The sequence below is a fragment of the Paraburkholderia phenazinium genome, assembly GCF_900100735.1.
GTDB classification, from domain to species: Bacteria; Pseudomonadota; Gammaproteobacteria; order Burkholderiales; family Burkholderiaceae; genus Paraburkholderia; species Paraburkholderia phenazinia.
The window spans coordinates 62,611-75,224 of record NZ_FNCJ01000008.1 but is presented as its reverse complement, the minus strand read 5'-3'; the positions used below and the strand labels follow the sequence as shown (position 1 = coordinate 75,224).

Genomic DNA, 12,614 nt, shown 5'->3' with positions numbered 1-12,614 from the left:
GGCGAGCCCAAGCCAACCCTCGGCCAGCCTCACTTGGCCTCACCCGTGCCGCAGGCAAAACGCCGATGGCGGCCGCGCATGCGGCACGACGTTTTGCGAAGCACCCCGGTCGGTCTGCAAGCGCGCGATTAAATCGATGAAACTGGCCACGCTCGCCGTTCGCAGCGGGTGATAGTCCACCTGATGACGTTCGCATACGCGCTTGAGCATATTCATCGAATCGTGGTCGATGCAGTCCACCGGAAACACCACGAGGTCGGCGCCCGGTAACGCAGCCGCCAGCAAGCCCTTGCGATCCTCCACGCCGCCATCGTGCACGACCAGTTCGCCGCCCGCCGAACCCACGAGCGCCTTGAGCGCCGCGTTCGAGCCCGGCCGGCCGCCGACATACACCACACGCTTGCCCTCTACGCCGGCGAGCCCTGCGTGGCGCGTGTCGGGCTGATCGAGCGCCTCTAGTGTGGCGCGCTCTAGCGCGTAGCATTCCGACTGCACCACCTTCAGCAACGCCAGCGCCTGATCGCGACTCTCGCGCAGTGCCTGCGCCGTACCCTGATCCTCCAGCGCACGTTGCTCCGCGGCTTCGCGGCGGCTGGTGTGGAGCGCGAGACGCTGCTCGGATTCCTTGAGTTTGTCCTGCAGCGTTTTGACTTCTTCCACCAGACTTGCCGTGTCGGCGGATGGCTGACGCCCAGCCTGGGCAGTCAGTTTGACGACCTGCTCGGTCAACTGTGCAATCGCCGCATCGCGCTGGGTGCTGATCTCGTGCAGCCGGTTCTGTTGCCGCTCGACCTTGTCGCGCAGCGCGGCATTTTCCTCTTCGAGCGCTACGAGCCGGCGAATATCCGCGCGATTGGCCGCGCCCACGAGGTGCGACAGCATGTGCAGTTCGCCGAAGGCCGCCTGACGCACCGGCATCGTCGCGTACGGATGGGTCATCAGCGCCCAGTAAGCGGGCGGAATGTCGCCGTTCTTCAGCGATTCATTCCATAGCGCTACCAGCGCCGCTTCGTCGCGCGCCTGATCGAAGCGGCGGATCGCGCCGGCGTAGCGTTCGTCGAGCGCCTTGTGCAGCGCCTTGCCGCCCGCGCCACCGGCAATCGCCAGTTCGACGGCGGCATGGTGAATCTCGAGGTCGGTCGCGCGCTGGCGATCCAGATCCGTGAATCTGGGGACGAGCTTGCGTAATTCGTGGGTGGTCAGGCAAGTGCCGATGATCGAGCAGTGCATATGCGAGTCCAGCTCCGCGAGACGGGTGCGGCGCCGTGCACCGGCGAGCTGCGCGGAGGACGGGCCGGCGCAACAGGCATCGGCCGCGCGCAGGCGGCTGCCTGCGCTCTCGTTGGCGCGGGCATCGGCGGGGCGAGCGAGGCGAAACGGGGGAGCTTGCATGACGACCTCGAATGCGGTTTCAGTGGCAGGCCGCGCCGGCCACGGAGGCCGGATGATCCCGAAGCTGCCACTATCAGTCTCAGTAGCGCAATATACCATTGAATATAACGCTAGGCATGCGAGGCACCCTTACGTAAACGGACAACAGGGTGCTTTCCGGCGAGAAAGCACCCCTGCCATCCGTACGACGCACTGGCTGTTTACTTCGGTAACAGAACCTTGTCGACGACCATGATGATGCCGTTGCTCTGGTAGACGTCGTAGGTCGAGATATCGGCGGTATGGCCGCCTTCGTCGGTTACCACGATGTTATGCGGGCCGTTTTCGGAGAACGTCAGCATTTCGCCGTTGACGGTCTTGAGCGATGTTTTGCCACCGCCCTCCTTGATCGCCGCGTCGAGCTTGCGGAAGTCGTAGCGTCCCGGAATCACGTGATAAGTCAGGATGCTCGTCAGCGTGGCCTTGTTTTCCGGCTTCACGAGGTTGTCGACCGTGCCCGGCGGCAGCGCGGCAAACGCTTCATTGGTCGGCGCAAACACGGTGAAAGGTCCAGCGCCTTTCAGCGTATCCACGAGGCCGGCTGCTTTGACGGCGGCGACCAGCGTCGTATGGTCCGCGGAATTGACCGCGTTATCGACGATGTCTTTGCTCGGATACATCGCTTGTCCGCCGACCATGACGGTTTCGCTGGCGGCATAAGCGCCCGCGGACAGTGACAAGGCGGTCAAGGCAACATAGATCATGCGTTTCATGGTGGTCTCCCAAGAGCACAACGCGCAATTGCGCTGCGTTAATGGCATATACGGAGAGTTGCCTCAGTCGGATGCAACGCGGCGTCGTGCATCGTCAAGAAACGCGCGCACAGCCGGGGCGCGTTCGAAGCGCCGGAAGGCGAGCGCAATTTCGGAGGGGATCGGCTTGCCGCTGATCGGACGGTACACGACGCCAGGCAAGGCGATGCAGTCGGCGAGCGTGTGCGGCACGACAGCCACATTGCCGCCCAACGACACACAAGCCAGCACCGCAGCCAGCGTGCCGGGGCGCGGACCGAGCTGCGGGGAGAAGCGGCCGCGTCTTGCGAGTTCGTAGGTGCCGGCTTCCTGCTCGGGCAATACGAAGCGTTGATCGCGCAATTGCGCCGGCGTGAGCGACGCCATCTGCGCCAGTTCGGAATCCGCCGGCAGGGCAAGGACAAAGGTGTCGCGGTACACCGTGACGGTCTGGATGCCTTCCATGGATGGCAGGGGCGGGCGGACATACGCGGCGTCGAGCTGGCCGTCGTTGAGGAGGGCCGGTACGCGTTCCATCGGCACCTCGCGGATCATCACCTCGATGCGCGGATGCGCTGCACGGAAGCCGCCTACCGCTTCACGCAATACACCGGCATACGCAGCCGATGCCACATAGCCGATTTCGATCCGTCCCAGCTCGCCACGCTCGGCGAGCGCAGCGCGTTCCGCGCCGCGCGCGAGATGGTCGAGCGCCGGCAGCACCTCCGCGAGATACGCCTCGCCGGCGGCAGTCAGCGCCACCGAGCGTTTGGTTCGATGAAACAGGCGCGCGCCCAGCAACCGTTCGGCTTCCTGAATGTGTTTGGTGAGCTGCGGTGCGGCGATCTCCAGTTCATCTGCGGCCCGCGCGAAATGCAGATGTTTGGCGACGCAGACCACACAGCGGATATGGCGCAGTTCGAGCTGCCGCATCGTATTGCCTCAAGAGTTAATTATTTTGTCATTCTATGATAATGACAGGCAATAGAGGCACGGCTAGGATGGGATCGATCTTTTCCAGTCCTGGTGGACCTTATGTCTGAACATCGTGACAGCGCGCGCTATATCCTGGCCACGGCCTCCGCAACCTGCGCCCTCATCGTCCTCGACACCAACGTGGTGGCGGTCTCCTTGCCCTCGATTGCCCGCACGTTTCAGGCGAGCTTTGCGGACGTCGAGTGGGTGGTCAGCGCCTATATGGTCGCGTTTGCGTCATGTTTGCTGCCGGCGGGCGGTCTGGCCGACCGCTTCGGTCGCAAGCGCATGCTGCTGCTGGGGCTCGCCGTGTTCTTCCTGGCGTCGCTTGGCTGTGGCCTCGCGCCATCGGCGGCGTTGCTCGATCTCGCCCGCGCTGCGAAGGGCGTTGGTGCGGCGATGTTGCTTACCGCTGCACTCGCGGTGATCGCCAATACGTTTCATGAGGGTCCCGAACGGATTCGCGCATGGGCCGTATGGGGCACCTGCATGGGACTGGCGACCACCGTCGCGCCGCTGGTTGGCGGTGTCATCACGCAATGGCTGGGCTGGCGCTGGATCTTCCTGCTGAATTTGCCAGTGTGTGCGGTGCTGGCCGCCAGCGCGTCGCGTTTCATCAAGGAATCGCGCAATCCTGCAGCCGGACCGATCGACGCCGCCGGCAGCGCCTTGTTCGGTCTTGCACTGGCACTGGGCATCTGGGCCTTGATCGAAGCGCCGGCAGCGGGCTGGGCGAGCTGGCTGACCGGTGCGAGACTCTCGGCGGCCGCGCTGTTGCTGGTTGGGTTTATCCAGGTGCAGCGGCTGCGCGCGCATGCGATGGTCGATCTCGCGCTGTTTCGCCAGCCGCGTTTTGTGGCCGCTGTGCTGGCCATGTTCGGCTATGCCGCTTGCGCGCAGGTGATGATGACGTTCCTGCCGTTATATTTGCAGAATGCCTTCGGGCTATCGGCGATTGCGGCCGGTCTGGGGATGCTGCCGTTTGCGTTGGCGATGGTCGCCGGTCCGTATCTCGGCGCCGCGCTGGCGCGGCAGGTTTCTTCGATGACGCTGCTGAGCGCCGGCCTGCTGCTGATCGGCGCGGGCAATCTGCTGACTGCCAGGGTTGCCGGTGCGGCGAGTTATGGCCTCGTGGCACTCGGCATGGTGACGACGGGCCTCGGTGCCGGGCTACTGAACGGCGACACGCAAAAGGCGATCATGGCCTACGTGCCGCGGAACCGCACCGGGATGGCCTCGGGCATCAGCACGACCACGCGCTTTACGGCCATTGTGACGTCGGTCGGCGTGCTCGGTGCGGTCCTGGCGGCGCGGACCAAGGCCGCGTTTTACGCGCGGCCCGAGGTGACGCCCGCCATCCGGCGCACGCTCGATACGGATTTCCTGTCGCGCGTGCTGGCCGGCGATATCGCGCAGGCGAGCCTGCATTTGCCGCCTGCCGTGCGTGCGTCTCTTGCCGGTGCTGCCCATGCGAGTTTCGCCAGCGGCTTTGCAGCGGCGCTCTATCTGGCGGCTGCGGCGGCTGCGATGATTGCCGTGGCGGTGCGGTGGCTGGCTAACCGCGCGTCTGAGGAAGCGCCTGCGCACGTGTCCGGCTGCACGCCTTCCCGCGAACCTTCCTGATCGGGCGGCTAGCCTTCCAGGCCGATCGCCGCGCCGCGCGGGCTGAGCGTTTAACTGGCAAAATGCTCCACTTGCAGTTCTGATGCGCCTGGCATCAATGCTGATTCGCGCCCCCTTGGGCGCGGCTGCGGCGATTGCGACGCGTTAGACCGGCTTGCAGTGCCTGCGTCGCGACGACGCTACCTTGAGATCACAACGGGACCAATATAACGATGAGTCATCCCAACACCGAGTTGATCGAACGATTCTACAAAGCCTTCCAGCAGCGCGACGCCGAAGCGATGGCCGCGTGCTACACCGATGACATTGTCTTCAGCGATCCGGCCTTCGGCGAACTGCGTGGCGAGGAGGCTCGCGACATGTGGCGCATGCTGGTGGAGCGCGCCCAGGAGTTCTCGCTAATCTACGACTCAGTCGATGCCAATGAACGCACCGGCAGCGCGCATTGGGCGGCGCGCTATCTGTTCAGTCAGACGGGACGCACGGTGGTCAACCGGATTCAGGCGCAGTTCGTGTTTTGCGACGGACGTATCGCCGAGCATCGCGATAGCTTCGATCTGTGGCGCTGGTCGCGTCAGGCTTTGGGCTTCAAGGGCGCCTTGCTCGGCTGGACACCTGCGGCGCAACGTGCAATCCGCGCGCAGGCTCGCAGAGGCCTCGACGCTTATCGGGCGAAACGCGCCTGAGCGCTGGCCGGACGCGTTAGCCATCCGGCCTACTTGCACGAGCGGGTCCCGATGATGCAGTATTTCGTCAGCGTGAGTGCCTCGCTTGAATAGCCAGCGGAGCGCCGCGCGCGGAACCGTCAACACGCGTCAACACCGATCAGCACCTGTCAACACCAATAGGACGAGTAACGATGCCTGTCGTGGATGCGGCCTGGGAGGACTGGCTGGCCACCAATGCGAAACGTGGCTGTACTGTGGATTCGATGGTGGAAGCCATGGTGCGAGCCGGCTTCGACTCGTTTTCCGCCAGCGTTGCGGTGCAGCACGCGATCAGTGCGTTGGGCGGCCAACCCGCGGTGGTGGCTGACGGCGCGGGAACTGTCGGCCATCCGGCCACGCCGGGCATGGTCCACGCCGACGCCGGCATGCAGGCCAGCGTCGTCAAGCCTGCCCCGAGTGCTTATAAGTACGACGCCGCGCCCGTGGCGCGCGGCAACCTGATTCACGCGTTCGACCGCGACGTCAAAGTGCTGATGCGCTGCGAGCGGCCGCAAGTGATTGTGTTTGGCGAGGTGCTTTCGCCAGACGAGTGCAACGAGCTGATCGAACGTTCGCGCCACCGGCTCAAGCGTTCTACCACCGTCAATCCGGAGACCGGTCAGGAGGACGTAATCCGCAACCGCACCAGCGAGGGCATCTGGTTTCAGCGCGGCGAGGACGCGTTGATCGAGCGGCTGGATCAGCGCATTGCCAGCCTGATGAACTGGCCGGTGGAGAACGGCGAGGGCCTGCAGATCCTGCACTACAACACGAGCGGCGAATACCGTCCGCATTTCGACTACTTTCCGCCGGATCAACCGGGCAGTGCGGTTCACACGGCCCGCGGCGGCCAGCGGGTGGCGACCCTGATCGTCTACCTAAACGACGTGGCGGACGGCGGCGAAACGATTTTTCCGGACGCGGGACTGTCGGTTGCCGGCAAGCAGGGCGGCGCGGTGTATTTCCGCTACCTGAACGGCCAGCGGCAACTCGATCCGCTCACCCTGCACGGCGGCGCGCCGGTGCTGGGCGGCGAGAAATGGATCATGACGAAGTGGATGCGGGAGGGGCCGTACCTTTGATGCCGGCCCGGCCCGGGTTGAGGGTGTGGCCCCAACCCGCCTGTAGCGCCTTGCTGTGCCAACCGGCACAGCCCGCTTTATGCAGCGCGACCTACTTCATGCAGCACGGCGTCGAAGAAATGCGCCTGCGCATCGGCATCTGAGCGCGCATAAGCCCGGTTGATGCCGCTAATCACCGCGCGGATCGACGCGGTAATCAGATTCGCGTCGATGCCCACGCCGAACGCGTTGCCCACCACCTGCGCACCCGCCATTTCGGCAATCGCAATCGCCTTCGCGTCGGCGCCTTGGGTGAGCGCACGTTCTTCGTAGTGCTGGATTCGCACCGGTGTACGCAGTGCGTGCATCAGCGCATCGAGCGGGCCGTTGCCTTCGCCGGCCAGCACGGTGCGCTCGCCGGCGATCTCCACCGTCAGCTTGATGCGTTCGCGACCTGCGTCTTCAGACAGCGAGTGGCTGATATAGCGCAGCGGCGCCTCGCTGCGCACATACTCGTCCTGGAACACTTCCCAGATCTGCTGAGCGGTGACTTCCTGGCCGCTGTCGTCGGTGAGTTGCTGGACGGCCGAACTGAAGTCCACCTGCAGACGGCGCGGCAGCACCACGCCATGGGTCTGCTCGAGCAGATACGCAATACCGCCTTTGCCCGACTGACTATTGACGCGAATGATCGAATCGTAGGTGCGGCCCAGATCGCGCGGGTCGATCGGCAGATACGGGATTTCCCAGCGTGCGTCGTCCTTCTGCACGGCAAAGCCTTTCTTGATCGCGTCCTGGTGCGATCCCGAGAATGCCGTGAAGACGAGGTCGCCGACGTACGGATGGCGCGGATGCACCGGCAATTGCGTGCATTCTTCGGCGGTGCGGGCGACTTCATTGATGTTCGAGAAGTCGAGGCCCGGATCGATACCTTGCGTGTACAGATTGAGCGCGAGCGTCACGAGGTCGACGTTGCCGGTGCGCTCGCCGTTGCCGAACAGACAGCCCTCGACGCGATCGGCGCCTGCCATCACCGCCAGTTCCGCCGCCGCGACCGCCGTGCCGCGATCGTTGTGTGGATGCACGGACACGATGAGCGAATCGCGCCGGGCCAGATTGCGGTGCATCCATTCAATCTGGTCTGCGTAGACGTTCGGTGTAGCCATCTCGACCGTTGCCGGCAGGTTGACGATGGCTTTGTGTTCGGGCGTCGGTTGCCAGACGTCGAACACGGCGTCGCACACTTCCTTGGCGAATTCGAGTTCGGTGCCGCTGAATACTTCCGGGCTGTATTGCAGCGTGAACGCCGTTTCCGGGTTGGCCTCGACGAGCCGCTGCATCGTGCGCGCCGCGTTCACCGCCAGCTGCTTGACGCCGTCGCGCTCCAGTCCGAAGACGATCTTGCGGAATTCCGGTGCGGTGGCGTTGTACAGGTGAACGATCGCGCGGGGCACGCCGCGCAGCGATTCGAAGGTGCGCTCGATCAGGTCGTCGCGCGCCTGGGTCAGCACTTCGATCGTGACGTCATCCGGAATGTGGCCGCCTTCGATCAGTTCGCGCACGAAGTTGAAGTCGGTTTCGGAGGCCGACGGAAACGCCACTTCGATTTCCTTGAAGCCGATCTGTACCAGCGTCTTGAACATGCGCATCTTGCGTTGCGCGTTCATCGGCTCGAACAGCGCCTGATTGCCGTCGCGCAGGTCGGTGCTCATCCAGATCGGCGCATGCGTGATGGTGCGCGACGGCCAGGTGCGCTCAGGCAAGTTGATGGGGGCGAAGGGGCGGTACTTGCTAGCAGGATTTTTCAGCATGATGGGCTCGTGAGTTCAGAAAAGACGGCAAAGGATCCGTGGAGCGTAAAAGGGACGAGACTGGAACGAGACGAAGCGCGGCCGCCGGTTGGCAACCGGGGCAAGGTCAGCAAAGCTGGGGAATCAGAGGCGCTTCAGATGCGTTAGATGCAGGAAGCGCGTAGCAGCAGACCTAGCCCGGTAGAGCGGGCTAGTAGTAGGAGGGATAGCAGGGTCTGTGCGGCAAACATGGGCGTAATAGAATCACAAACAGCAGTTCGCGTCAAGCAATGCTTGTATGGTCCACGGGTTGAGCAGGGTCCGAGCAAAGCCTGAGCGCAGCCTGAGCAAGGCTCGTAAGACCCGCAAAACCTGGAAAAGCCCGCGGCAAACCCCAGGCAAACCCTGTACGAGAGCCGTCGTCATTGCCGCGCCGTAGTGCCCAGTGGGCGCGCAGCCAGATCTTTCAGCGCCGTCCAGCAATTGCTGTAACCCATGCGCAGGATCATCAGGCCGATCACGCCTGCGGCGACATGGTCGAGTATTGGCACGCCCGCCATGCTGCCGAGGATACCGAGCGTGGCAACCAGCGCCGACACCGCGTCGACCCGCGCATGCCACGCGCTCGCGAGCAGCACGCTCGAATGGCTGAGCTTGGCCTCGGCGCGCATATAGCGGAACAGCGTCTCTTTGGCGAGCATTACGAACACCGCAACGAGCAACGCGCTGATCCGCACCGTCTTGCTGACGCTCAGGATGGTGGCGGGCTCGATGCTGTGCCACAGCATCTCGACAGCAGTGCCGATCAGCAGCACGCCGATCAACAGGGTGGCGAGGGAAGCATGGAAGCTGCCGTCGGCGCCGGCGGCGCGCCGGCCGGACGCGGTGCTGGCGCCAAGGAACAGAACCGCAATCACGACACCGTCCGCGGCGAGATCGCTGAGCGTATGGATACCGTCCGCCACCAGGCCGTCGGAATGGGCGAAGTGGCCGATGACAATCTGCATCGTCATCAGAGCGGCATTCAGCGTGGCGCTCACATAGGCAGCCTTGAAGGAACTGCCGCGCGACTGGCGGGGACGCTCTGACAGCGATGTCATTGGGTGGACGATCTTGTAGTAATTCCAGCAAGCTAACCGTCCAACGTTGCGCGGATGTGACAGTGCGGGCGAGCCGGCCGCCTGGAACACGCTTTCCAGTTCCTATACGAGTGCACAAAATGCATTGGGCACAACCCCGGGTTGCCTGAGCCATGCGCTGCGAAAAAGCAGCCCGTGTCTTCGGAATTTTCCCGCAAATGGGATTGATAGGATCACATACCATTTTCGGTTTGCCGGCGCATGGCCCGGGCCATATGCCAGCGGAACGCGCAAACCGAATGTGAGATGAGAACGTATGCCTGAAGTCAATGTTGCTGTGGAAGAGTGGCTCGCCGATCACGCCAGCCGCGGCTGCGATGCGGGAGCGATGATCGACGCCATGGTCCAGGTCGGCTTTGAGCGGGCAGTGGCGGATAAAGCCGTGCACGACGCGCTGTTGGTCGCCACCGGCCGTTATACGGAAGACAACTTTCCGCATGGTGTCGAAGCCGCGAATGGCGAATACCGCTACGACGCTGCACCGGTCGCCGAGGGCAATGTGATCCGCGCATACGATCGCGACATCGAGGTGCTGAAGCGCCACGCGCGCCCGCAAGTCATCGTGTTCGGCAACGTCCTCAGTGCGGACGAATGCGTGGAATTGATCTCACGCGCCCGGCCCAAGCTCAAGCGGTCGACCACCGTGAATCCCGAGAACGGCAGCCAGGACATCATCGCGAACCGCACCAGCCAGGGCATGTTCTTCGGCCGCGGCGAGGATCCGTTTATCGAAGGTCTGGAGCGGCGGATTGCCAGTCTGATGAGCTGGCCGGTCGAGCATGGCGAGGGGTTTCAGATCCTGAACTATCAGGTCGGTGCGGAATACCGCGCCCACTTCGACTACTTCCCGCCGCAGCAGGCTGGCAGCGCCGTCCATACGGCGCGCAGCGGCAACCGCGTCGCGACTCTTGTGTTGTATCTCAACGACGTGCCGGGCGGCGGTGAGACGTTCTTCCCGGACGCGGACATTTCGGTGGAGGCCAGGCAGGGCTGCGCGGTGTATTTCCGCTATATGAACGCCCAGCGCCAACTCGATCCGCTGACGCTGCACGGCGGCGCGCCTGTGCTCGAAGGCGAGAAATGGATCATGACGAAGTGGGTGCGCGAGCGCCCGTTTGTCTGAGGCGGAGTTTGCCACGACCTGAAGCGCGTCGTGAGGCCGTGCGGCAAGCAAGAACGCAGCACATCAGTCTTCCAGATATGGCAGCATGCACGTCTCGAACGACGCCGGCGGGGGCTCGAGCCTGCCTCGTCGTCAAGTCACATTGACGGAGACGGCATCATGCATAAGAAAGACACACGCCGCAGCGCACTCAAGACGTTCGGCCTGGCCGCCGGCGCCGCCCTGCTCAGCGCAACTGGTCAATCGCGCGCCGCGCCAATGAGTGCCGCGTCGTTGCTGCCGGAGGGCGCCGCAAGTCTTCGGCAATTGACACGGCGCCTCAACGAGGCGCCGCGCCGCCGCGACTTCAAGGCGGTGCCGATGATTCTGCAGAGTCCCGATCAATGGGACCATGAGGCGCTCTCGGAGGTGTTTGCCTATCGCGGCGGTGCGCGCCAGGTATGGGATAACACGGAGATCGCGGGGCCATGGCTCAATCTGATGCGCAATACATTGAACGCGCAGATCTGGTCGTATAAGCATCCGGGCTTTCTGGCGGTGTCGGCTACCCATGGCAGCGCGCATCTGGCATTGTTCGATCAGATGATGTGGGACAAGTACGGGCTCGCCAGTTTCGCCGGCACCGGGTTCACGAAAAACACCTTGCTCGAAGAACAGGCCGCCGGCACCGCCGATCCGGCCGACTACGAACTCGCCGACGGGGCCTTCTCGTTACACGACAACAGCATTCCGGCCTTGCAACGGCGCGGGGTGGTGTTGCTCTCGTGCCATAATGCCATCTGGGAATGCGCGGCGCGTCTGATCGCCGCGGACAAGAATCCCGACAAACTATCCATCGACGCACTCGCCGCCGAGCTGACCAACCATGTGATTCCCGACGCGATCGTGACGCCGGGCGCGGTGGGCACCCTGGTCGAACTTCAGCAGGCTGGCTTTCATTACGCCCGCTCGTAGCCGATTGCGCATGCCACCTGGCATCCTTCAACCGCATCCCAGGCAAATCATGAGCAATACAGCCACCCTCCGCGCCAGGCTGGCGCAACTGTTGCGCGCGGGCCTCGCCTGCGCGCTGTGTGGCGCCGCGGCGTTCTCGCATGCCGCCGCGCCGGCTGCGGATCAGCCGGATATCTTTCCGCCCTGGCAGCACGGCAGGAATAACGATGCACAGAACCGCGGGCTCGAATTCACCGCGCCGCAAATCGATGTGCTGGCCGACTTTCACGGCGATCTTACGGCGCCGAAGCTGGTGCTGTATGTCGGCGGCAACTACTTCTTCGCCATGGCGCCGCTCGTCGAGCGCTTCGAGAGCGACTACCCGGAGTTTCGCGGCCGGATCTACTGGGAGACGCTTCCGCCTGGTCAACTGGTCAAGCAGATCGAGGAAGGCGGCACGATCACGGTCGGCAATATGACCTGGACGGTCAAGGCCGATGCCTACTTCGCCGGGCTGGAGAAGGTCAAGGAGCTGATCGCGGATGGCACGCTAAGCGGGCCCGCCGTGCCATATGTGACCAATCAGCTGACGATTATGGTTCAGGCCGGCAATCCGAAGAAGATTGCTTCGCTTAGCAATCTGGGCGCGCCTGACGTGCGTCTGGCTATGCCGAACCTTGAGTTCGAAGGCGTCGCGCGCCAGATTCAGGCGTCGCTCAGGAAGGCGGGCGGCGATGCGTTGGTGTCCACCGTATATGACGCCAAGGTGCACGACGGCTCGACTGTGCTGACGCAGATCCACCACCGCCAGACGCCGCTCTTTCTGATGCAGGACCGCGTCGATGCCGGGGTCGTCTGGCAATCCGAAGCCGTGTTCCAGGAGCAGATCGGCCATCCGCTTAGCCATGTGGACATTCCCGCTGCGCAAAACACCATAGGCGTCTACGCCGGGGCGGAAGTGCGCGGCGCGGCTCACCTGGAGGCTGCGCGGAAATGGCTGGCGTTTATCCGCTCGCCGGCCGCGCTCGAGATCTTCGAGCGCTATGGCTTTCGTCCGTATCAAGCGGCAAACTGATTGATCCTGCAGCGCGGGCTGCCTGA

11 protein-coding genes are annotated in these 12,614 nt (G+C 63.7%); 6 read left to right on the top strand and 5 right to left on the bottom strand.

Features of this window, described 5'->3' with window-relative positions; genetic code table 11:
- Positions 1 to 39 precede the first annotated feature (39 nt).
- The 3 genes from BLQ92_RS18915 to BLQ92_RS18905 all read right to left on the bottom strand — a co-directional run bounded on the left by BLQ92_RS18915 (position 40) and on the right by BLQ92_RS18905 (position 3,095).
- Positions 40 to 1,392 carry a DUF2325 domain-containing protein gene (locus BLQ92_RS18915; protein WP_090686069.1) on the bottom strand — a complete coding sequence of 451 codons (1,353 nt, stop codon included), beginning with the start codon at positions 1,390 to 1,392 and terminating at the stop codon, positions 40 to 42.
- Between the two features lie 200 nt (positions 1,393 to 1,592).
- The gene (locus BLQ92_RS18910) at positions 1,593 to 2,144 is read right to left on the bottom strand and encodes a fasciclin domain-containing protein (RefSeq protein WP_090686068.1); all 552 of its coding nucleotides are present in this window, start codon (positions 2,142 to 2,144) and stop codon (positions 1,593 to 1,595) included.
- Positions 2,145 to 2,207: 63 nt separating this feature from the next.
- Positions 2,208 to 3,095 (bottom strand): LysR family transcriptional regulator, encoded by an 888-nt coding sequence (locus BLQ92_RS18905; protein WP_090686067.1) that lies wholly within the window; start codon positions 3,093 to 3,095, stop codon positions 2,208 to 2,210.
- Between the two features lie 102 nt (positions 3,096 to 3,197).
- Between BLQ92_RS18905 and BLQ92_RS18900 the strand changes: the two genes are divergently transcribed.
- From BLQ92_RS18900 to BLQ92_RS18890, 3 genes are all read left to right on the top strand, one after another.
- The gene (locus BLQ92_RS18900) at positions 3,198 to 4,760 is read left to right on the top strand and encodes an MFS transporter (RefSeq protein ID WP_090686066.1); all 1,563 of its coding nucleotides are present in this window, start codon (positions 3,198 to 3,200) and stop codon (positions 4,758 to 4,760) included.
- Positions 4,761 to 4,972: 212 nt separating this feature from the next.
- Positions 4,973 to 5,446, top strand: coding sequence for a nuclear transport factor 2 family protein (locus tag BLQ92_RS18895; RefSeq protein WP_090686065.1), 474 nt, complete (start codon positions 4,973 to 4,975; stop codon positions 5,444 to 5,446).
- 173 nt (positions 5,447 to 5,619) lie between these two features.
- The gene (locus BLQ92_RS18890; protein WP_090686064.1) at positions 5,620 to 6,549 is read left to right on the top strand and encodes a 2OG-Fe(II) oxygenase; all 930 of its coding nucleotides are present in this window, start codon (positions 5,620 to 5,622) and stop codon (positions 6,547 to 6,549) included.
- Positions 6,550 to 6,626: 77 nt separating this feature from the next.
- On the opposite strand, the gene leuA is transcribed toward BLQ92_RS18890, so the two are convergent.
- A complete protein-coding gene (gene leuA / locus BLQ92_RS18885) occupies positions 6,627 to 8,339 on the bottom strand; it encodes a 2-isopropylmalate synthase (RefSeq protein WP_090686063.1) in 1,713 nt (570 codons plus the stop codon).
- A 401-nt stretch (positions 8,340 to 8,740) separates the two neighbouring features.
- Positions 8,741 to 9,418, bottom strand: a complete 678-nt coding sequence (locus tag BLQ92_RS18880) for a cation diffusion facilitator family transporter (RefSeq protein WP_090686062.1) — start codon at positions 9,416 to 9,418, stop codon at positions 8,741 to 8,743.
- Positions 9,419 to 9,713: 295 nt separating this feature from the next.
- Between BLQ92_RS18880 and BLQ92_RS18875 the strand changes: the two genes are divergently transcribed.
- The 3 genes from BLQ92_RS18875 to BLQ92_RS18865 all read left to right on the top strand — a co-directional run bounded on the left by BLQ92_RS18875 (position 9,714) and on the right by BLQ92_RS18865 (position 12,588).
- Complete coding sequence (locus tag BLQ92_RS18875; protein ID WP_090686061.1) at positions 9,714 to 10,580, top strand: 2OG-Fe(II) oxygenase; 867 nt, start codon at positions 9,714 to 9,716, stop codon at positions 10,578 to 10,580.
- A 159-nt stretch (positions 10,581 to 10,739) separates the two neighbouring features.
- A complete protein-coding gene (gene tetH / locus BLQ92_RS18870) occupies positions 10,740 to 11,534 on the top strand; it encodes a thiosulfate dehydrogenase (RefSeq protein WP_090686060.1) in 795 nt (264 codons plus the stop codon).
- A 49-nt stretch (positions 11,535 to 11,583) separates the two neighbouring features.
- On the top strand, positions 11,584 to 12,588 hold the full coding sequence (locus BLQ92_RS18865; RefSeq protein ID WP_090686059.1) for a substrate-binding domain-containing protein: 1,005 nt from the start codon (positions 11,584 to 11,586) through the stop codon (positions 12,586 to 12,588).
- The last annotated feature ends 26 nt before the right edge of the window (positions 12,589 to 12,614 follow it).